17 protein-coding genes are annotated in these 21,367 nt (G+C 73.3%); 10 read left to right on the top strand and 7 right to left on the bottom strand.

What is annotated here, in order from left to right:
* Positions 1-27: 27 nt before the first annotated feature.
* Complete coding sequence (locus EKH77_RS22390) at positions 28-1,245, bottom strand: acetyl-CoA C-acetyltransferase (protein ID WP_126916111.1); 1,218 nt, start codon at positions 1,243-1,245, stop codon at positions 28-30.
* A 140-nt stretch (positions 1,246-1,385) separates the two neighbouring features.
* Between EKH77_RS22390 and mce the strand changes: the two genes are divergently transcribed.
* From mce to EKH77_RS22350, 8 genes are all read left to right on the top strand, one after another.
* Entirely contained in the window at positions 1,386-1,826 is a 441-nt protein-coding gene (gene mce / locus EKH77_RS22385) for a methylmalonyl-CoA epimerase (protein ID WP_126916110.1), read from the top strand.
* 173 nt (positions 1,827-1,999) lie between these two features.
* Positions 2,000-7,072 carry a polarized growth protein Scy gene (gene scy, locus EKH77_RS22380; RefSeq protein ID WP_276319237.1) on the top strand — a complete coding sequence of 1,691 codons (5,073 nt, stop codon included), beginning with the start codon at positions 2,000-2,002 and terminating at the stop codon, positions 7,070-7,072.
* Positions 7,073-7,196: 124 nt separating this feature from the next.
* Positions 7,197-8,135, top strand: coding sequence for a cellulose-binding protein (locus tag EKH77_RS22375; protein ID WP_086568306.1), 939 nt, complete (start codon positions 7,197-7,199; stop codon positions 8,133-8,135).
* Positions 8,136-8,299: 164 nt separating this feature from the next.
* Positions 8,300-9,289 carry an ABC transporter ATP-binding protein gene (locus EKH77_RS22370; protein ID WP_126916109.1) on the top strand — a complete coding sequence of 330 codons (990 nt, stop codon included), beginning with the start codon at positions 8,300-8,302 and terminating at the stop codon, positions 9,287-9,289.
* 3 nt (positions 9,290-9,292) lie between these two features.
* Complete coding sequence (locus EKH77_RS22365) at positions 9,293-10,063, top strand: ABC transporter permease (protein ID WP_126916108.1); 771 nt, start codon at positions 9,293-9,295, stop codon at positions 10,061-10,063.
* 113 nt (positions 10,064-10,176) lie between these two features.
* Entirely contained in the window at positions 10,177-11,034 is an 858-nt protein-coding gene (locus EKH77_RS22360; protein ID WP_126916107.1) for a hypothetical protein, read from the top strand.
* 132 nt (positions 11,035-11,166) lie between these two features.
* Positions 11,167-12,276, top strand: a complete 1,110-nt coding sequence (locus tag EKH77_RS22355; RefSeq protein ID WP_126916106.1) for an ABC transporter ATP-binding protein — start codon at positions 11,167-11,169, stop codon at positions 12,274-12,276.
* Positions 12,273-13,208 (top strand): ABC transporter permease, encoded by a 936-nt coding sequence (locus EKH77_RS22350; RefSeq protein ID WP_126916105.1) that lies wholly within the window; start codon positions 12,273-12,275, stop codon positions 13,206-13,208. The genes EKH77_RS22355 and EKH77_RS22350 overlap by 4 nt, the downstream gene beginning before the upstream one ends.
* 3 nt (positions 13,209-13,211) lie before the next feature.
* Here the strand turns inward: EKH77_RS22350 and EKH77_RS22345 are convergent, their stop codons facing one another.
* Positions 13,212-13,544, bottom strand: coding sequence for an ATP/GTP-binding protein (locus tag EKH77_RS22345; RefSeq protein WP_126916104.1), 333 nt, complete (start codon positions 13,542-13,544; stop codon positions 13,212-13,214).
* Between the two features lie 203 nt (positions 13,545-13,747).
* Here EKH77_RS22345 and EKH77_RS22340 point away from each other — a divergent pair, with 203 nt between their 5' ends.
* On the top strand, positions 13,748-14,785 hold the full coding sequence (locus EKH77_RS22340; protein ID WP_126916103.1) for an LLM class flavin-dependent oxidoreductase: 1,038 nt from the start codon (positions 13,748-13,750) through the stop codon (positions 14,783-14,785).
* 83 nt (positions 14,786-14,868) lie between these two features.
* Here EKH77_RS22340 and EKH77_RS22335 read toward each other — a convergent pair whose 3' ends face one another.
* Positions 14,869-15,261, bottom strand: coding sequence for an SCO5389 family protein (locus EKH77_RS22335; RefSeq protein WP_126916102.1), 393 nt, complete (start codon positions 15,259-15,261; stop codon positions 14,869-14,871).
* Between the two features lie 208 nt (positions 15,262-15,469).
* Between EKH77_RS22335 and nucS the strand changes: the two genes are divergently transcribed.
* Complete coding sequence (nucS, locus tag EKH77_RS22330) at positions 15,470-16,132, top strand: endonuclease NucS (protein ID WP_126916101.1); 663 nt, start codon at positions 15,470-15,472, stop codon at positions 16,130-16,132.
* A gap of 82 nt (positions 16,133-16,214) precedes the next feature.
* Here the strand turns inward: nucS and EKH77_RS22325 are convergent, their stop codons facing one another.
* From EKH77_RS22325 to EKH77_RS22310, 4 genes are all read right to left on the bottom strand, one after another.
* Positions 16,215-18,830: an ATP-binding protein gene (locus EKH77_RS22325; RefSeq protein WP_126916100.1), complete on the bottom strand. Its 2,616-nt coding sequence runs from the start codon at positions 18,828-18,830 to the stop codon at positions 16,215-16,217.
* Between the two features lie 225 nt (positions 18,831-19,055).
* Positions 19,056-19,424, bottom strand: coding sequence for an STAS domain-containing protein (locus tag EKH77_RS22320; protein ID WP_229820114.1), 369 nt, complete (start codon positions 19,422-19,424; stop codon positions 19,056-19,058).
* A 140-nt stretch (positions 19,425-19,564) separates the two neighbouring features.
* Entirely contained in the window at positions 19,565-20,413 is an 849-nt protein-coding gene (locus EKH77_RS22315; protein WP_126916099.1) for a 3-hydroxyacyl-CoA dehydrogenase family protein, read from the bottom strand.
* Between the two features lie 206 nt (positions 20,414-20,619).
* Positions 20,620-21,282 (bottom strand): TetR/AcrR family transcriptional regulator, encoded by a 663-nt coding sequence (locus EKH77_RS22310; RefSeq protein ID WP_126916098.1) that lies wholly within the window; start codon positions 21,280-21,282, stop codon positions 20,620-20,622.
* Positions 21,283-21,367 lie beyond the last annotated feature (85 nt).

Raw genomic sequence — 21,367 nt, 5'->3', positions numbered from 1 at the left:
CCTCGGGGTACCCGTCTCGGGCCTACCTCACTTGTTGTTGCCCGGCACGCGGAGGATCAGGGCGTCGCCCTGACCGCCGCCGCCGCACAGCGCGGCGGCGCCCACACCGCCGCCCCGGCGCTTGAGCTCCAGCGCGAGGTGGAGCACGATCCGGGCGCCGGACATGCCGATGGGGTGGCCGAGCGCGATCGCTCCGCCGTTGACGTTCACCTTTTCAGGGGATACGCCCAGATCCTTCATGGACTGCACGGAGACCGCCGCGAAGGCCTCGTTGATCTCGATCAGGTCGAGGTCGTCGACGCCGAGGCCCTCCTTGCGCAGGGCGTGCCGGATGGCGTTGGACGGCTGGGACTGGAGGGAGTTGTCGGGGCCGGCGACATTGCCGTGGGCGCCGATCTCGGCGATCCAGTGGAGGCCCAGCTCCTCGGCCTTGGCCTTGCTCATCACGACCACGGCGGCGGCGCCGTCGGAGATCTGCGAGGCCGAACCGGCCGTGATCGTGCCGTCCTTGGCGAACGCGGGGCGCAGCTTGCCCAGCGACTCGGCGGTGGTCTCGGCGCGGATGCCCTCGTCCTTGTTGAAGAGGACCGGGTCGCCCTTGCGCTGGGGGATCTCCACGGGGGTGATCTCGGCGTCGAAGAGGCCGTTCTTCTGGGCGGCGGCGGCGCGCTGGTGGGAGAGGGCGGAGATCTCGTCCTGCTCGGGGCGGCCGATGCCCAGGCGGGTGTTGTGCTTCTCGGTGGACTCGCCCATCGCGATGTTCTCGAAGGCGTCCGTGAGGCCGTCGTGGGCCATGGCGTCGAGCATCTCGATCGCCCCGTACTTGTAGCCCTCGCGGGACTTGGGGAGCAGGTGCGGCGCGTTGGTCATGGACTCCTGGCCGCCGGCCACGACGACGTCGAACTCGCCCGCGCGGATGAGCTGGTCGGCCAGGGCGATGGCGTCGAGCCCGGAGAGGCAGACCTTGTTGATGGTCAGCGCCGGGACGGACATGGGGATGCCGGCCTTGACGGCGGCCTGGCGGGCGGGGATCTGGCCCGCGCCGGCCTGGAGCACCTGGCCCATGATCACGTACTGGACCTGGTCACCCCCTATCCCGGCCCGGTCGAGGGCGGCCTTGATGGCGAAGGCGCCCAGCTCGGCACCGGAGAAGCTGCGCAGCGAGCCCAGCAGGCGGCCCATCGGTGTACGGGCACCCGCCACGATGACCGAGGTCGTACCGGATTTTCCGTGCGTACCAGACATGGGCGCGGCCCCTTCGAGCGGAGAGGGAAGTTAACGGTCGTTGCCGTCAATGTACTGAGCGGTACGCCGCCCGGTCACCGGGCGGAAGGTGTGATCGCGCGCACGTTGCGTAACCGGGCGTGCGGCGGTGCACTGGACGCATGCTGACGCGAATCGACCACATCGGGATCGCCTGCTTCGACCTCGACAAGACTGTCGAGTTCTACCGTGCCACGTACGGCTTCGAGGTGTCCCACACCGAGGTCAACGAGGAGCAGGGCGTGCGCGAGGCGATGCTGAGAATCAATGGGACGTCGGACGGCGGCGCCTCCTACCTCCAGCTCCTCCAGCCCACCCGGGAGGACTCCCCCGTCGGCAAGTGGCTCGCGAAGAACGGCGAGGGCGTCCACCACATCGCGTTCGGCACCGCCGACGTGGACGCCGACGCGGCCGCCGTCCGGGACAAGGGCGTACGGGTCCTCTACGACGAGCCGCGCACCGGATCCATGGGTTCCCGCATCACTTTCCTCCACCCCAAGGACTGCCACGGCGTGCTGACAGAACTGGTCACCTCGGCACCTTCCGCACACAAGGAGCACTGACCCTTCCCTGCCCCGGCCGGTAGAGTGCAGGTTCGGCCGGGGTACCACGGGTTCACCCATGGGTCCCGGGCCGGGCTGTACCGATGATCTGACACCATTTCTTCGGAAGGGCGGGCTCCGGGTTCACCACCGACGCAGTACGGGGCCGGCCGCCGACGCGATACAGGGGACGGATGGACCGCGCTGTGCGGGGCTACGAGCGCCAGGAGAGTCAGCTGGAGGAAGCCGACCACCTCTCGCAGTTCGAGGCCGAGATGAAGCGGCTGAAGACGGAGCGGGAGAAGGCGGTCCAGCACGCCGACGACCTCGGCTACCAGGTCGAGGTTCTGCGCGCCAAGCTCCATGAGGCGCGCCGCAATCTCGCCCACCGTCCCGCCTATGACTCGGCGGACATCGGCTATCAGGCCGAACAACTGCTCCGCAACGCCCAGATCCAGGCCGAGCAGCTGCGCAGCGACGCCGAGCGCGAGGTGCGCGAGGCGCGGGCGCAGACGCAGCGGCTGCTCCAGGAGCAGGCCGAGCGCCAGGCGCGGATGGAGGCGGAGCTCCACGCCGAGGCGGTGGCCCGTCGGCAGCGCCTGGACGAGGAGCTGAACGAGCGTCGGCGCACCGTCGAGTCGCACGTCAACGAGAACGTGGCCTGGGCCGAGCAGCTGCGGGCCCGTACCGAGGCGCAGGCCCGCCGGCTGCTGGACGAGTCCCGGGCGGAGGCGGAGGCCGCGCTGGCCGCCGCGCGCGCCGAGGCCCAGCGGCTGACCGAGCAGGCCAGCGGCCGGCTCGGGGCGGCGGCCGAGGAGGCCCGTGCGGAGGCCGAGGCGATCCTGCGCCGGGCGCGCACGGACGCCGAGCGGCTGCTGACGGCCGCCTCCACGCAGGCGCAGGAGGCCGCCACCCACGCCGAGCAGCTGCGCAGCGCCACGACGGCCGAGGCCGACCAGGCCCGGACCTCCGCGGCCGAGCTGACGCGTACCGCCGAGGCGCGGATCCAGGAGGCCGACACGGCCCTGCGCGAGGCGCGGGCCGAGGCGGAGAAGCTCGTCACGGAGGCGAAGGAGGCCGCGTCCCAGCGGCTGACCGCCGCCGAGACGGACAACGAGCAGCGCACGCGCACGGCGCGGGCGGAGATCGCCCGGCTGGTGAGCGAGGCGACGAAGGAGTCGGAGGCGCTGCGGGCCGAGGCCGAGCAGCTGCGCGCCGACGCCGTCGCCGAGGCGGAGCGGCTGCGCACGGAGGCGGCCGCGGAGGCGCGCAGCGCCGTCGCCGAGGACTCCGCCGCCGCGCTGGCCAAGGCCGCCCGGACGGCCGAGGAGGTGCTGGCCAAGGCCACGGAGGACGCCCAGGCGGCGACGAAGGCCGCGGCCGCCGAGGCCGAGCGCATCCGCAAGGAGGCGGAGTCCGAGGCCGAGCGGCTGCGGGCGCAGGCGGCCGACACGGCCGAGCAGCTCAAGGGCGAGGCGAAGGACGACACCGCCGAGTACCGCAAGAAGACCGCCGAGCTCCAGGAGGAGGCCCGCCGGCTGCGGGCCGAGGCCGAGCAGCTGCGGGCGGACGCGGTCGCCGAGGGCGAGCGGATCCGCGGCGAGGCGCGCCGTGAGGCGCTGCAGCAGATCGAGGAGGCCGCGAAGACGGCCGAGGAGCTGCTGGGCAAGGCCAAGGCGGACGCCGAGGAGACCCGGGGCGGCGCGGCCGCCGAGAGCGAGAAGACGCGGGCGGAGGCGGCCGAGCGCGCCGCGACGCTGCGCAAGCAGGCCGAGGAGGCCCTGGAGCGGGCCCGCGCCGAGGCCGAGGAGATGGCCGAGGAGGCCGAGGACCACGCCGAGCGCGTCCGTTCCGAGGCCGCCGAGGCGGCGAAGGCGATGCGCGAGGAGGCCGAGCGCGCGGCCCGGGCACGGGCCGAGGAGGCCGCCGCCGAGCTGGAGCGGCTGCGCAGCGAGGCCGAGCAGCGCGTGGAGGCGGCGGAGACCGCCCTGCGCGAGGCGCGCGCGGAGGCGGAGAAGCTGCGCCGGGAGGCCGCCGAGGAGGCCGAGCGGCAGCGTACGGAGGCCGCGGAGCGGGCCCGGACGATCGGCGGCCAGGCCGAGGCCGACGCCGAGCGGCTGCGCGCCGAGGCGACGGCGGAGGCGGCGGAGACCCGCGCCGAGGGCGAGGCCGCGGGCGCGCGGCTGCGCGAGGAGGCGGAGGCCGAGGCCGAGCGGCTGCGCACGGAGGCGCAGGAGACCGCCGACCGCCTGCGCGCCGAGGCGAACGCCGCGGCCGAGCGGACGGCCGCGGAGGCCGCCGAGGCGCTGGCCGCCGCGCAGGAGGAGGCCGCCCGGCGGCGCCGGGAGGCCGAGGAGCTCCTCGGTGACGCCCGTACGGAGGCGCGCACCGAGCGCGAGGCGGCGCACGAGCAGAGCGAGGAGCTGCTGGCCTCGGCGCGCAAGCGGGTCGCCGAGGCGCAGGAGGAGGGCCGGCGCCTGGTCGAGGAGGCGGAGGCGCGGGCGGCCGAGCTCGTGGCCGCCGCCGAGCAGACCGCCCAGCAGGTACGGGAGTCCGTGGCCGGGCTGCACGAGCAGGCCGAGGAGGAGATCGCCGGGCTGCGTTCGGCGGCCGAGCACAACGCCGAACGGACCGTCACGGACGCCCAGATCGAGGCGGACCGGGTCCGTGCCGACGCCTACGCCGAGCGGGAGCGCGCGGATGAGGACGCGGCCCGGACGCGCAGCGAGGCCAAGGCCGCCGCGGACGAGGTGCGGGCCGAGGCCGAGCGGCTGTCGGCCGAGGCGTCGCGGGCCCTGGACGAGGCCCGGGAGGCCGCGAACAAGCGGCGCTCCGAGGCCGCCGAGCAGGCGGACGAGCTCATCGCCGAGGCCATCGCCGAGGCGGAGAAGATGGCCACGGAGGCCACGCGCGCCCTGGACGAGGCGCGCGAGGCGGCCAACGGCCGGCGCACCGAGGCGGCCCTGCAGGCCGACGAGCTGATCGCCGAGGCGACCGCCGAGGCCGAGAAGATCGTCGCCGAGGCCGCGGAGCTGACGGAGACGGCGAAGGCCGACGCCGTCCGCTTCGAGGAGCGGGCGCGGGAGGCGGCGGACGCCCACCGCGCGGAGGCCGAGGCGGACGCCGACCGGCTGCGCGCCGAGGCCGCCCGCATGGTCGACGAGGCCCGGGAGGCGGCCAACAAGCGCCGTGCCGAGGCCGCCGGGCAGGCGGACAAGCTGATCGCCGAGGCCACGGCCGAGGCGGAGAAGATGGCCGCCGAGGCCGCCCGTACGGTCGAGGAGGCCCGCAAGGCCGCGGAGGTCCACCGGGCCGAGGCGGCGGCGGACGCGGACCGGCTGATCGCCGAGGCGGCCGAGATGGTCGAGGCGGCGCGCGCTGAGGCGGCCCGTTTCGAGGAGCAGGCGCGGGAGGCGGCCGAGGCCCACCGCGCGGAGGCCGAGGCGGACGCCGACCGGCTGCGCGCCGAGGCCGCCCGCACGGTCGACGAGGCCCGGGAGGCGGCGAACGCCCGCCGGGCGGAGGCCGCGCTCCAGGCCGACGAGCTGATCTCCGAGGCCGTCGCCGAGGCGGAGAAGCTGGCGGACGAGGCCACGCGGACGCTCGAGGAGGCCCGTGAGGCCGCCGACGCCGAGCGGGCCGAGGCGGCGGCGGAGGCGGAGCGGCTGCGGGCCGCCGCGGCCGAGACCAAGGCCAAGGCGGACGAGCGGGCGGACGCCGTGGTCGCCAAGGCGACGGCGGAGGCCGAGCGGCTGGTCGCGGACGCGTCCGCGAAGGCGCAGCAGATGCGCACCGACGCCTCCGACGCCCTGGCGTCGGCGGAGCAGGACGCGGCCCGGACGCGCGCCGAGGCCCGCGAGGACGCCAACAAGATCCGTGGCGAGGGCCGGGCGGAGGCCGAGCGGATCATCAACGAGGCGGCCGAGCTGACGTCCTCCGCGCAGGACGACGCCGACCGGATCGTGGACGAGGCCCGCCAGGCCGCGAACGCCCGCCGGGCGGAGGCGGCCGAGCAGGCGGACAAGCTGATCGCCGAGGCCACGGCCGAGGCGGAGAAGATGGCCGCCGAGGCCGCCCGCACGGTCGAGGAGGCCGAGAAGGCCGCCGACGCCCACATCGCCGAGGCCGTCGAGCAGGCCGACCGCGTCGTCTCCGAGGCGAACGCGGAGGCCGACCGGCTGCGCGGCGACGCCGACGCGGCGCTGGAGAACGCCCGTGCCGAGGCGACCCGGACCACCGACGAGGCCCGCCGGGACGCGAACACCCGCCGCGCGGAGGCCGCCGAGCAGGCCGACGCGCTGATCGCCGAGGCCACGGCGGAGGCCGAGCGGATGGCCGCCGAGGCCGCCGAGGCGCTGGCGGCCGCCCAGGAGAACGCCAACAGCACCCGTGCGGACTCCGCGCGGATCAAGGCGGACGCGGTCCAGGAGGCCGAGCGGCTGCGTGCCGAGGCGCGGGCCGAGGGCGAGCGGACGGTGGACCAGGCGCGGGACGCGGGCGCCAAGCGGCTCGCGGACGCCGCCGAGCAGGCGGACGCGCTGGTCGCCAAGGCCCAGGAGGAGGCCGTGCTGGCGGCCACCGCGGCCGAGGAGCAGGCCGACGCCATGGTCGGCGCGGCCCGCAAGGAGGCCGACCGGATCGTCCAGGAGGCCACCGCCGAGGGCAACACGCTGGTGGAGCAGGCCCGTACGGACGCCAACACGATGCTCGCCGAGGCCCGTGGCGACGCCACGGCCATAAGGGACCGTGCCGACGAGCTGCGCGGCCGGATCGAGAGCGAGGTCGAGAAGCTCCACGAGCGGGCGCGCCGGGAGGCCGCCGAGGCGATGCAGTCGGCGGGCGAGCGCTGCGACAAGCTCGTCGCGGCCGCGACCGAGCAGCTGGCGAACGCCGAGGAGAAGGCGGAGAAGCTGCTCTCGGACGCCCAGAGCGAGGCCAGCAAGGTGCGGATCACCGCCGTGAAGAAGGCGGACGCGCTGATCAAGGAAGCGGAGCAGAAGAAGACCGCCGCCGTACGCGACGCCGAGCGCCTGCGCACCGAGGCTCAGGAGGAGGCCGCGCGCCTTCTGGAGGAAGGAAAGCGGGAGTTGGAGGTGCTCGTCCGCCGGCGCGAGGACATTCAGCAGGAGATTTCCCGTGTCCAGGACGTGTTGGAGGCGTTGGAATCATTTGAGTCCCCGGGGGCGGGCGGCTCCAAGGACGGTGGGGTGAAGGCGACGGCCGGTGCCGGAGCTACTCGATCGGGTGGCAAGCAGGACCGAAAGTAGCCACTCAATCGAGGGGTCATTTTCCGGATTCCCCAACTGTCTTAAACCATCCGCCGGATGACACGCCGCTCACGCCCCTAGGATTCCTCTATCACCTCACCGGTTCTCCAATGACAGGAACCCCATGAGCGACACTTCCTCCCCCTTCGGCTTCGAGTTGGTGCGGCGTGGATACGACCGCGGCCAGGTGGACGACCGCATTACGAAGCTCGTAGCGGACCGTGACAGCGCACTGGCCCGGATCACCTCTCTGGAAAAGCGCATCGAGGAGCTCCACCTCGAGACGCAGAACGCTCAGGCACAGATCAATGACGCGGAGCCTTCGTACGCGGGGCTCGGCGCGCGCGTCGAGAAGATCCTCCGGCTGGCCGAGGAAGAGGCCAAGGATCTGCGTGAGGAGGCCCGGCGCGCCGCCGAGCAGCACCGCGAGCTGGCCGAGTCGGCCGCCCAGCAGGTGCGCAACGACGCCGAGTCGTTCGCCGCGGACCGCAAGGCGAAGGCGGAGGACGAGGGCGCCCGGATCGTCGAGAAGGCGAAGGGCGACGCCGCCCAGCTGCGCAGCGAGGCGCAGAAGGACGCGCAGTCCAAGCGGGAGGAGGCCGACGCGCTCTTCGAGGAGACCCGCGCCAAGGCCGCCCAGGCCGCCGCCGACTTCGAGACCAACCTCGCCAAGCGCCGTGAGCAGTCCGAGCGCGACCTCGCCTCCCGCCAGGCCAAGGCGGAGAAGCGGCTGGCGGAGATCGAGCACCGCGCCGAGCAGCTGCGCCTGGAGGCGGAGAAGCTGCGCACGGACGCGGAGCGCCGGGCGCGCCAGACGGTGGAGACGGCCCAGCGCCAGGCCGAGGACATCGTGGCCGACGCCAACGCCAAGGCGGACCGTATCCGCAGCGAGTCCGAGCGGGAGCTGGCGGCGCTCACCAACCGCCGCGACAGCATCAACGCCCAGCTGACCAACGTCCGCGAGATGCTGGCCACGCTGACGGGCGCGGCGGTGGCCGCGGCCGGCGTCCCCGGCGACGACGAGCCGATCAGCCGGGGCGTGCCGGCCCAGCAGAGCCGCTGATCACGTACCGCTCCATCGCTTTGCCGCTTCACGCACGCTGTATGACGCACGCTGTCGGGGGACCCTGTGCTCAGCGCGCCCTGTGCCGCCCGCCGGTGGCACGGGGCGCGTCGTGTGCGGAGCCACCGGTGGCGGGGCCCGCCGGGCGCCCTTACCGTGGCTGAATGATCGAGCTCGAGGGGCTGACCAAGCACTACGGCGACGTCCGTGCCGTCGACCACCTCACGTTCACGGTCCGGCCCGGCATCGTCACGGGCTTTCTGGGGCCCAATGGCGCGGGCAAGTCGACGACCATGCGGATGATGCTCGACCTGGACAATCCGTCGAGCGGCACGGTCCGTATCGACGGCCGGCACTATCGGGAACTGCGCGACCCGCTGCGGGTCGTGGGCGCCCTGCTGGACGCCAAGGCCATGCACGGCGGTCGTAGCGCCTACAACCATCTGCTGTGCCTGGCGCAGAGCAACGGCATCCCCAAGGCGCGGGTGCGGGAGGTCCTGGACACGGTCGGCCTCACCTCGGTGGCCAAAAAGCGGACCAAGGGGTTCTCGCTGGGCATGGGCCAGCGGCTGGGCATCGCGGCGGCGCTGCTGGGCGATCCGCGGATCCTGATGTTCGACGAGCCGGTCAACGGGCTGGACCCCGAGGGCATCCACTGGATCCGCAATCTGATGAAGAGCCTCGCCACCCAGGGTCGTACGGTCTTCGTCTCCTCCCACCTGATGAGCGAGATGGCGCTGACCGCCGATCACCTGGTCGTCATCGGCCAGGGCAAGCTGCTCGCCGACACGAGCATGACCGACTTCATCAAGGAGAACTCCCGCTCCTACGTCCGGATGCGCTCCCCGGAGCAGGAGCGGCTGCGGGAGATCCTGCGCGGCGCCGGGATCGACGTCACGCCCGGCGAGGAGGGCGCGCTGGAGGTCGAGGGCGAGGACGCGGCGCACCTGGGCGAGCTGGCGGCTCGGCACCGGATCACCCTCCACGAGCTGAGCCCGCGCTCGGCCTCGCTGGAGGAGGCGTTCATGCGGCTGACGGCCGGGTCTGTGGAGTACCACGCCCATGAGAACCACCGCCCGCCGGAATCCCCGGCGGAATCGCCGGCGGGGCCCGGCGCGGGCTGGGGAGCCGACTGGCGGAAGAAGGGATCCTGAACCATGGCGGTGGTGACGCAGGCCCTCCGGTCGGAATGGACGAAGATCAGATCCGTCCGCTCCACGGTGTGGACGCTCGGCCTCGCGATCGTGGTGACGGTCGCGCTCGGCGCGTTGATCAGCGCGCTCACCAAGAAGGACTTCGGCAATCTGTCACCCAAAGACAAGATCGCTTTCGATCCGACGTTCATCAGCTTCGCCGGGATGGGCCTCGGTCAGCTCGCATTGATCGTTTTCGGGGTGCTCGTGGTGGCGAATGAATACAGCACGGGAATGATCCGTACCTCGCTCGCCGCCGTTCCCCAGCGCGCCACGTTTCTCTTCAGCAAGATCGCCGTCGCGGCGCTGCTCGCATTCGTGGTCGGCATGATCACGAGCTTTGTGGCGTTCTTCGTCGGCCAGGCGATGCTCGGCGACTACGGCGCCACGCTGGGCGATCCCGGAGTACCGCGCGCGGTGATCGGCGGCGGCCTCTATATGACGCTGATCGCCGTCTTCTCGATGGGCGTCGCGACGATGCTGCGCAGCCCGATGCTCTCGCTGGGCATCCTCATGCCGTTCTTCTTCCTGATCTCCGCGATCCTCGGCAATGTCTCGGCGACGAAGAAGGTCGGGCAGTACCTGCCGGACCAGGCCGGGCAGAAGGTGATGCAGGTGGTCACGGTCGGCAGCGACACGCCGTACGGGCCGTGGGGCGGCTTCGCGATCATGGTGCTGTGGGTGGTCGCGGCACTGATCGGCGGCTACGCGGTGCTGAGCCGGCGCGACGCGTAGTCCTCCGCCGGACGGGCACGCGTGCCGCCGGTTTCGGGGCCGCACGGGACGGGGGAGCCTCTTCCCACCCGGTGGCGGCCTGCGGGCGTACGGAACACGGAGGGCATCGGCCTATGACGCGGTGGACCCTGCGGGCACTCGGGCTGGACGTCGTCCCCTCGCTGCGCCCGCTGACCTACCCCGGCCGGCCTGCCACCGGGCCCGCCCTGCTCACCGGCCCGGAGCTGCTGCCGCTCACGCCCGGGCCCGTACCGCTGGGCGACTGGCGCCTGGACGGGACGGACGGGCCTCCTCTCGACCCCGCCCTGGCCGCCCTCGGCCGGGAGTCCGCCGACCGCCGTCACCCGGTGCTGGCCGTCGGCTCCAACGCCTCCCCCGCCCAGCTGGCCCACAAGTTCGCCGCCACCGGCCTGTCCGCCGTGGTGCCGCTGGTGCCGGTGCGGGTGGGTGGCGTCGCCGTCGGCTGCTCGGGGCACATCGGGCGGTACGGCTATGTGGCCGCCGCGCCCTACGCCGCCCCCGGGGCCCGGACCACGCTGGTCGCCGGCTGGCTGGACGGCCGGCAGCTGGCGGTCGTCGACGCCACGGAGTTCAACTACCGGCGGATCCTGCTGCCGGGCGACCGCTTCCCCGTGACCCTGCCGTCCGGGGAGCGGCTGCGGGGCGCGTATGTGTACGTCAGCAAATGGGGCGTCCTCACCGGCCCGCCCGGCGGCGGGCCGCCCCGGCCCGGCGGTGGCGATCAGGGCGCGCTGCTCGCCACGCTGCTCGCGGGCTCGGCCCGGCTCCGCGCGCTGCTGGGGCCCGGCCCCCGCGACTGGGTCGAGCGCGCGGCGGCGGACCCGCAGCGCGGCGAGGAGGGCACCCGGATCCTCGCCGAGGAGGGCTGGGTCGAGCGGACGGTGGGCCTCCCGCCGTACGACCCCGCCGCACCGGGCGCCCTCACCTACGGTGACCTGCGCCCGCTGTAACGCCCGGCACACCGGGAACCGTCAACGTCTCGTCTATCCTCCTAACCTTTACGAGGGCTTTGCGCTTGTACAAAGTCGAACGAACCGAAACACGCACGAACCGAAGCACGTCGAAGCGCCGAGGGGCGAAGAATGATCGAGGCAGTCGGCCTGACAAAGCGCTACGGCGCCAAGACGGCCGTGCACAACCTGACGTTCCAGGTGCGGCCGGGCGCCGTCACCGGGTTCCTTGGCCCCAACGGCTCCGGCAAGTCGACGACGATGCGCATGATCCTCGGCCTGGACCGGCCGACCTCCGGACACGTCACGATCGCCGGGCACCCCTTCCACGAGCTGCCGAACGCCCCGCGCCAGGTCGGCGCCCTCCTCGACGCGAAGGCCGTGCACGGAGGCCGCAGCGCCCGCCACCACCTGCTGTCCCTCGCCCAGCTCGCGGGCATCCCGGCCCGCCGCGTGGACGAGGTCCTCGGCGTGGTCGGCCTCCAGGACGTGGCACGGAAGCGGTCCGGCGGCTTCTCCCTCGGCATGGGGCAGCGCCTCGGCATCGCCGCCGCGCTGCTCGGCGACCCGCAGGTGCTGCTCTTCGACGAGCCCGTCAACGGCCTCGACCCCGAGGGCATCCTCTGGGTCCGCAACCTCATGAAGCGGCTGGCGGCGGAGGGCCGCACGGTCTTCGTCTCCTCGCACCTGATGAGCGAGATGGCGCTGACGGCCGACCACCTGATCGTCATCGGGCGCGGGCAGCTCATGGCGGACATGAGCGTCAAGGACTTCATCGCCGCGAACTCCGCCGACTTCGCGCGCGTCCGCACGCCCGACGACGACCGCGAGGCCCGCGACCGGCTGAAGGACGCGCTGGTCGCGGCGGGGGCGCAGGTCCTGCCGGAGCCGGACGGCGCCCTGCGCGTGACCGGTCTGCCGCTCCCCCGCGTCAGCGACGTCGCGCACGGCGCGGACGTCCGTCTCTGGGAGCTCTCCCCGCACCAGGCCTCCCTGGAGGAGGCGTACATGCGGATGACGCAGGGCGCGGTCGACTACCGCTCGACGGCGGACCAGCGCTCGGGCTTCCAGGCCCCGCCGGCGCAGCCGCCGTCGCAGCCGCCCGCGCAGCGGCTCCACGAGGGCTGGGCGGAACAGGCCTACCCGGTCCTCCCGGGCGAACGCCCGAACCGGTACGCGGCGGCCGACGCCGCGCCGGCCCCCGCCGACCCGACCAAGCGCGACAGCGAGGACGCCCGATGAGCACTCCCCAGTCCCAGCCCACGCCCGCGCTCCCCCAGCCGCAGCCGGTGCCCGCCCAGGACGCGGCCGTACCCGCCCAGCCCGCCCCCCAGGGGCAGACGCCCTGGCCCGGCCAGGCGCCCCTCGGGGGCTACGTGTCGCCGATCCCGATCCGGAAGGCCACCCTCGCCGACGCCATCGCCGCCGAGTGGACGAAGATCCGGTCGATCCGGTCGACGGTGTGGACGCTCGGGTCCATGGTGCTGCTCGTCGTGGGGATAGGGCTGCTCGCCGCGTTCGTCGTCAGCGCGACGGACTCCACGGCGGCCACGCAGACCGAGCGGATGCCCGTCCTCATCCTCGGCATCTACGGCACGATGCTCTCCCTCATCTGCGTCATCACGCTCGGCGTGCTCACCATGTCGTCCGAGTACGGCACGGGCCTGATCCGCACCACGCTGACCGCCTGCCCGGACCGGGCGCGGGTGCTCACGGCCAAGGCGATCGTGTTCTTCCTGCTCACGTTCGTGACCACCACGGTCGCGACGACGCTGGTGGCCGTGGCCACCGAGGGGATCGCCGGCCGTCTCGGCGCCGTGCCGACCGCCGGGCAGTGGCTGAAGGCGACGGTCGGGGTGAGCGTGTTCATGTCGCTGGTCGGGGTGCTCGCGCTCGCCGTCGGGGCGATGCTGCGCCACTCCGCCGGGGCGATCGCCGTGATGCTCGCCGTGGTGATGATGCCGCTGGTGCTGGCGATGTTCCTGGGGGTTTCGGATCTGACCGAGCTGCGGTCGTGGCTGCTGCTCTACTCGATCCCCAACCAGCTGGGCGTCTTCTACGACGTCTCGGCCGGCGACGGACCGAGCGGCTGGGACCCGCTGTGGATCATGACGCTGGTGACCGGCGTCGCCCTCGGCGGCGCCTACCTCTCCCTGGCCAAGCGGGACGCGTAGCCCTCAGTACCGCGGCGCGTTACGAGACCGCTGGAGCCGCGCGCTCCGGCGGTCTCTCGCGTTCCAGCACGCCTTGTGCCAGTGCCGCCGGTCGTCGACGCCGGCCCCGAAGCGCGGCCAGGCGACCAGGTGCGGCACCCCGGGCGGGATCTCCTGGTCGCAGCCCGGGCAGCGGTAGTGCTTGGCGGCCGCGCCGCCGCCGACGGCGCGGACCGCCCACTCCTCGCCCTGCCAGTTCTCCGTGCTCTCCAGCCCGTACCGCATGCCGCTCTCGTCGCGCGGGAGCGGGCTCTGGCTGGCGGCGCCGCCTCGCGGGCGGTTTCGGCGCGGGGACACAGGGCACCTCGGCAGGTCGTGGGCTACGGGTCGTGACCAGCGTACGCGCCATGGTCACCGGCCCGGCCCGGAGTACCCCCGGCACTATGGCGCTTGTGCTCCGATCATCATGAAAACTTCACGCGCAGCCGTACCTTCGGCACGTGTCAGCCGTTATTGCCACCAGGGGGATACCGCGTCGGTCGCTAGGAGGTACAAGAGCGATGCGCGTAGGAACGTTTGTCCTCGCCGCCCAGTTCCCTGGCCAGGGGCACGGCGAGGCGCTGTACCGGGCGGTCCGCTCGGCCGAGGTCGCCGAGGAGGCGGGGCTGGACGCGGTCTGGCTGGCGGAACACCACTTCGTGCCGTACGGGGTGTGCCCGTCGGCGGTCACCCTGGCCGCCCTGCTGCTCGGCCGCACCCGCTCGATCAAGGTCGGCACGGCTGTGAGTGTGCTGCCCACCACCCACCCCGTGGCGCTGGGCGAGCAGGCGGCGCTGCTCCACCTCACCTCGGGCGGCCGGTTCGTGCTGGGCGTCGGCCGGGGCGGGCCGTGGGTCGACCTGGAGGTGTTCAACTCAGGCCTGGGGGCGTACGAAGAGGGGTTCCCGGAATCGCTCGAATTGCTGATGCGATGGCTGCGGGAGCCCCGGGTCGGCTCGGCCGGGGAACGGTTCTCCTTCCGGGAGGTCCCGGTCGTACCGCGCCCCGACGAACTCCTGGACACGGACGGGGACTCCACCGGCCCGGGGGTGATCGTCGCCTGCACCTCGCCCGCGAGCGTCCGGCTGGCGGCCGGGCACGGGCTGCCGATGCTGCTCGGGATGCACAGCACGGACGAGGAGAAGGCGGAGATGGTGACCCTGTGGCGCAAGTACGCGCGAGAGGCGGGGCGTTCACCGGAGGAGATCGCGGCGGCCGGTCATGTGGCGGCGGGCGTCGTCCAGGTCGGGGACCGGCGGGAGGAGGCGGCGGAGACACTGCTGAAGGCGATGCCGGGCTGGTTCCACCACGGGCTCTCCGCGCATGTGACGGTCGACGGGCGGCAGCGCCGGATGCGGGATCCGCTGGCGTACACGGAACTGCTCTGCGCGCTGCATCCGGTGGGCCCGCCCCGGCTGTGCGCCGACCGGCTGTCGGCCACGGCCGAGCGCACGGGCATCCGCCGCTTCGCGCTCCTGGCCGAGGGTTCCGGGGATCTCGCCGGCACCGAGGAGAACCTCCGCAGGCTGGGCTCGGACGTGCTGCCCCTGCTCGGCTGAGCCGCTCGCGGGGCCGCCCCGCCGGAGCTGCCGCTCCCCTTCGTTCGCACCTCCCCGCGCCCGGAGCGGCAGCACGGAACGCGTCAGCAGTCGCGGAGCTCCGGAGACTGGTTCAGCAGCTGGCCCCTGATCGAGGTGAAGCGGGCCAGGCGCTCGTCCGCCGCGGGGGCCACCGGGAAGACCGCCACCCGGTGGCAGTTCTGGAACGCCAGGCGCACCCCGAAGTGGCGCTGCAGCGCACCGCGGATCGCGTCACTCGCCAGCGCGCGCAGCAGCTGGCCGCGCGCCTGCTCGTCCGGCGGGGGCGTACGGTTGTCGGCGAACTCGCCGCCTTCGGCCGAGAGCCGGTCCACCAGGGAGCTGATCATGTCCCATGCGTAGGGCAGGGAGGTCCGGACGCAGTCGACGAACGCTGCTTCGTCGACCTCGCCTCGCTCGGCCTGCTCCAGGAGGGCCGGTGAGACGTCGAGCGACATGGGTTCTCCTCTCGCGATCCCCCGCGCGGGGGATCTCAGGGATGGGCGAGCGGACGACGACGCCCGTGCCCGTACGGCGACCGCCCGCTTCAACGGTAATCCGGCCACTGCGGCCCCACCAGGAGAACACCGACAACTGGCCGAAGCCGTAGGGCCCCTTCCAGGGCGAATCGCGTGAAGTGGCGGGAGTCGAGTAGCGTGGCTCACCATGCGTCTCGTCATCGCCCGTTGCTCCGTGGACTACGCGGGCCGGCTCACCGCCCATCTGCCCTCCGCCCCCCGACTGATCCTGGTCAAGGCGGACGGGAGCGTCAGCATCCACGCGGACGACCGGGCCTACAAGCCCCTGAACTGGATGTCGCCGCCGTGCACTCTCAAAGAGGGTGACGACAACGTGTGGACGGTGATCAACAAGGCGGGCGAGAAGCTCATCATCACCATGGAGGAGATCCTCCACGACTCGTCGCACGAGCTGGGCGTGGACCCGGGCCTGATCAAGGACGGTGTCGAGGCGCACCTCCAGGAGCTGCTGGCGGACCGCATCGAGACGCTCGGCGAGGGCTACACGCTGATCCGCCGCGAGTACCCGACGGCGATCGGCCCCGTGGACATCCTCTGCCGGGACGCCGAGGGCAAGACCGTGGCCGTCGAGCTCAAGCGGCGCGGCGAGATCGACGGTGTGGAGCAGCTCACCCGCTATCTGGAGCTGCTCAACCGCGACCCGCACCTGGCCCCCGTGCGCGGCGTGTTCGCCGCCCAGGAGATCAAGCCCCAGGCGCGGGTGCTGGCCACGGACCGCGGCATCGGCTGTGTCGTGCTGGACTACGACGCGCTGCGCGGCATCGAGGACGACAAGCTGCGGCTGTTCTGATCACATCTGATCGCATGGCGAAACGGCGGACGGGCCGGGGTGATCACCCCGGCCCGTCCGCCGTTTCGCCATTGCCGTTTCGCTACGCCACCGGCGTCCCGCCCGTCGGCTTGCCGCCCGAGGCCGGGCCGCTCGCCGAGTTGGTGCCGCCGGCCGGCGGTGTCTTGGTCTGGTCGCCACCGCCCTGCGACTTCGACGGCGACGGGTCGGCCGACGGCGTCTTCGTCTGGTCACCGCCGCCCTGCGACTTCGACGGCGACGGATCGACCGGCGGCGTCTTCGTCTGATCGCCACCGCCCGGGGTCTTCGACGGGGTGGGCGAGGTGTCACCGCTCGGGGACTTCGACGGCGTGCCGGGTGAGGAGCCGGTCTCCGAACCCGAGGACGGTGTGGCGGAGCCGGACGGCCCGGGCGAGGCCGCCTCATCGCCCCAGTTGCCCTTTTTGTCCCCGCGCCCGCCGCGCCGGGCGGGCACCTGCGGCGCTCCCGGCTCCCCGGCCGCCGGCTCGTCGGCGCTCAGCCCGCCGTCGCCGTCCTGCTGGGAGGCCGACTGGCCGGGCTTGACCGGGCCGGAGCGCGGGGCGTCGCCGCCGGAGGCGGCCCCTAGGGTGACGACGGTGCCGAGGACGGCGGCGAGCAGGGCGCCCGCGCCGGCCGCGAGGAGGTTGCGACGGTTGCCGCCGGACATCAGCTTCTGCGCCCACGAGCCATTGCCGGCGCCCGCCGGGCGCGGGGCGGCGGCCGGCGCCGCACCCACTGCGGGAGCACCACCCGGCAGCCTGCCGGTGATCGCCGTGGTGTCGTCGGTGACCTTGGCCTTGGCGGGCGGCGCGGCCGACTGCTCGCTGCGCGCGTCCGGGATCTCCTCACCGGCGGACGTACGACCGTCCACGCCGGTGCGCGGCGGCAGCGGCGGGACCGCGCCCACGGCGCGCGGCGGGGTGCTCCCGGGCAGCGCGCGGGCGCCCAGGGCCAGCCCGGAGCGGTCGGCGACGAGCGCGAGCGCCCGGCGGCCGGCGACCGTGCCGCGCTTGTCCGCGAGGACGCCGCGCAACCCGATGGACGCCTCCAGTCCGGCCCGGGCCCGGTCGAGATTGCCGGTGCACAGGGCCAGTACGCCCAACTCGTGGTGGAAATACGCTTCTTCACCGACCTCGCCGGCGATCCGCGCCACCTCCTGGCCGTAGCGCAGGCAGCGCTCCCAGGCGCCCCAGCGCAGCGCCGCCGCGAACGCGGGCGCCGCCGTACGGGCCAGCAGCACGGCGGCGGCCCGGTGCCCGGAGTCCTCCTCGCCGGTCAGCGCGGCCAGGGCGGCGAGGATCGCGTCGGCCTCGACGGCGATCCGCTCGGGCGAGACGGACGGGTGCCCGGCCCACCAGGCGTAGTGCTGGGCGGCCGTGTGGGCCGTGGTGGCCGACTGCCGGGCCCACTCCTCGCCGTATCCGGCGATCAGCTGGTCGGCGACGCCGGTCGCCAGCCGGTAGTGCGCGGCGACGGGCGTGATGAGGCCGCAGGCCAGGAGCTCGCCGACGGCCGCGTCGGCGTGGGTGTCCCCCACGAGGGCGGGCAGGTGCGCCTGGTGGGGCACCTCGCCGCCGAGGGCGACCGCGAAGCGCAGGGTCTCCCGCGCGGCCTCGCCGAGCGCGGCGGCCAGCAGGGTGGCGGGGGCAGCGGCCTGGGCGAGGGTGGGCAGCGGGACGGTGCTCTTCCCGTCGTCCTCCCCGGCCGCCCCGTCCTCGGCGGCGGGCCGCTCGCCGAAGGCGTCGAACGCCTCGGAGTCGGCCGTACCGGCCGTCGCGCCCAGCCGCAGCAGCGCACCGGCCTGGACGAACCGCAGGGGCAGCCCCTCGGACTCGAACCACAGGTCGGCGGCCCAGTCGGCCTCCTCGTCCGTCAGCGCCCGGTCCACGGCGCGCTCCAGCAGCTCCAGGCAGCCGGTGCGGCCGAGCCCGCCGAGGAAGACCTCCTCGACGTGCGAGTCGGCCGAGGGGGCGGGGACGTCGGGCGTCGCCGAGAACAGGAAGGCGCACTCGGGCGTGGCGTCGAGGAGCTCGTCGAGCGCGACGCCGCCGAACTCCAGGTCGTCCAGGATGACGACGGCGCCGATGCCCTGCACGGCGGCCATCAGCCCGGCCCGGTCGGGCCGGTGCAGCGGGGCGTGGTGGACGGCGGCGAACAGCTCGTGGAGCAGGTCGCCGGCGGTGCGGCGGTAGCCGCTGAGCCGGACGACGCCGTCGGGCGCGAGGTCCGCGCAGTCCTCGGCGACGGCGTCGAGCAGAACGCTGCGCCCGGAGCCGGCGGGGCCGGTGAGCCGCACGGACCGGCCGCGCGACAGGAGCCGTCCCAGCCTCTCCCGCTCCTCCTCGCGGTGGAGCAGGGGCAGCTGGGGTCCGGCACGGCGGGCGGGCGGCGGGGGCACGGCGGCGCGGCGCAGTTCGGCGCGCTGCTCGGGGCCGTGCCGCTCGGGCCGGGCGGGCAGGGAGCCGGGCGGGCAGGGCTCTATCTCGCTGCCGTCGACCGGATTGACGGTCAGGAGATAGTCACCGGAGACGAGCTGGACGACGCGTACCGGGCCCTGGCCGCCGGGCGTGATGTCCACCCGCTCGGGTTCTCGGGGCGTGCGGCGCTTCCGCGGGCCGCCCGTGGAGGACTGCTCGTCGTCGTGGAATGCCTCGGATCCCCGGTTCGTCGGGTCCATGGTTCTGAAGCCCCCAAGATGCGTGGCGTGCCGTCGTGCTCTCCGGCCTGTCCGCACTCCTTCGACCTTCGGCCCGGTGCCCGCCGAAGCCGGCGGGAAACCGAACAGACCTCGCCACAGTATCTATGACGCGGATGGTGCCGCGTCGTCGTGGGACGTCACAGTCTCGTGAGGATCGGGGTACTCACGCCCCGGGGGGCTCGTCCGGCTCGCCCGGCGCCCCTGTCACCCGCCGCGCTGCGGATGCTGACGGGTCACCGGCCGGGCCGCCGCGTGGGCGGCGCCGGCCGGGGCGGCCGCGTCCTCCTCGATGGCGAGGATGCGGTGGAGCCGGGTGGCGACCAGGACGCGCTGCATCCGGTCGGGCACGCCGCGCAGGACCAGCCGCCGGCCGGTGCGCCCGGCCCGGCGGTGGGCGCCCATGATGACGCCGAGTCCGGTCGCGTCCCAGGAGTCGAGCTCGGTGAGGTCCAGGACCAGGTCGCCGCGCCCGGCGTCGAGGGCGGAGTGCAGGACCGTACGGGCGTCCGCCGCGCTGCGGACGTCGAGGCGTCCCCCGACGACCAGTTCGGCGTGGTCGCCCCTGATGTGCATATGCGCTCCCCGAGTGGTGCGTGGTGTGGGTGGGTCCTGGTTCTAAAGAACTGACTGCCTCTCACACAACAAAGTTGCCGTCTGTAAGCGAACCGATACTTATTTCACCCCACAGGGTGAAGAGGGCTGGCCGTACGGGCTCAGTACTGGTAGAAGCCCTGGCCGCTCTTACGGCCGAGGTCGCCGGCGTCGACCATGCGGCGCATCAGCTCGGGCGAGGCGAACTTCTCGTCCCGGCACTCGGTGTAGATGTTCTCGGTCGCGTGCATCAGGATGTCCACGCCCGTCAGGTCCGCCGTGGCCAGCGGGCCCATCGCGTGGCCGAAGCCCAGCTTGCAGGCGATGTCGATGTCCTCGGCGCTGGCCACGCCCGACTCGTAGAGCTTGGTCGCCTCGACGACGAGGGCGGCGATCAGACGGGTGGTGACGAAGCCGGCGACGTCGCGGTTGACGACGATGCAGGTCTTGCCGATGCCCTCGGCGAACTCACGGGTCTTCGCCAGCGTCTCGTCGCTGGTCTTGTGGCCGCGCACCAGCTCGCACAGCTGCATCATCGGGACCGGGGAGAAGAAGTGGGCGCCGACGACGCGCTCGGGGCGCTTCGTGGCGGCCGCGATCTTGGTGATCGGGATGGCGGAGGTGTTGGAGGCGAGCACCGCGTCGTCCCGCACCAGGCCGTCCAGGGTGCGGAAGATGCCCTGCTTGGTCTCGATGTCCTCGAAGACCGCCTCCACGACGATGTCGGCGTCGGCGGCCGCGTCCATGTCGGTGGTGGGAGTGATCCGGGCCAGCGCCTGCTCGGCGGCCGAGGCCTCCAGCTTGCCCTTGGAGACGAACTTGTCGTACGAGGCCTTGATGCCGTCCGTCCCGCGCTTCAGGGCCTCGTCGGTGACGTCCCGCAGCACGACGTCCCACCCCGCCTGGGCGGAGACCTGGGCGATTCCCGAGCCCATCAGTCCGGCACCGATGACGGCGAGCTTCTTGGCCACGGCTGTCCCCTTACTCCCTGTGCATGAATCTGTTCATTTACGGCTCTCCGCCCGGACCTTAGCGTTCATGGGCGCGCCGTTGGGCGGTAAGAGATGCGCGTCACGTCCCGGATGACGGACATCACACTGAGACGGCCACCGGCCGGACCACACCCCGCAGTTGGGCCACTCGGGCCCCGGGAGTCTCTTGGGTCACACGGCTTGGGTCACACGGCGGCGGGGCGGGTGCCGTACTCCAGGAGACGGTCGCTCAGCATCCCCTCGATCGCGTCGAGAACGACGAGCGCCGATCGGGAGGTCTCGGCGGCGGTACGTCCCGCCACCAGCTCGCGCTGGATGTGCTCGACGACGTGCGCCTGGATCCAGCCCAGCTGACCGGCCACCAGGGCGGGGAGCAGGGCGGATTCCTCCCCGGCCTCCTCAGCCTCCCCGGCCTCCTCGGTGAGCACGTCGGTCAGCAGGTCGATGGCGCGTCGCCGCATGTCGAAGACCCTGGAGCGGAGGGCCTGCGACTCCTCGATGACGCGCATGAACCGCTCGTACCCGTCGATGAGGCCCACGCGCGGCGAGACGGCCACGACCTCCGCGCGCAGGGCGCGCAGCACGGCCACGGCCGGGGACTCGCCCGCGCGGCGGCCCCGGACGGCGGAGGCGAGCCACTCGACGGCGTCGTCCTCGCGGTCGAGGAAGAGCTCCTCTTTCGAGCCGAAGTAGTTGTAGACGGTATTGACGGACACGTCGGCGGCCGAGGCGATGTCCGCGATCGTCACCGTGACGAAGCCGTGCTCCAGGAACAGGCCGGTCGCGATGTCCGAGATGTGCTGCCTGGTCTGCCGCTTCTTCCGCTCCCTGAGCCCTTCTCCCGCCATGCCCACATCGTAGCTTCGCTGCGTCCACTCAAAACTTGCGTCCACCTAAAACTTGGAGCCATTGCAAACTTTCAGCGACTCTGCT

It is taken from the genome of Streptomyces luteoverticillatus (assembly GCF_003970715.1).
Taxonomy (GTDB): Bacteria; Actinomycetota; Actinomycetes; order Streptomycetales; family Streptomycetaceae; genus Streptomyces; species Streptomyces abikoensis.
The sequence above is the reverse complement of the archived record's forward strand: the minus strand, read 5'-3'. Positions and strand labels throughout refer to the sequence as shown.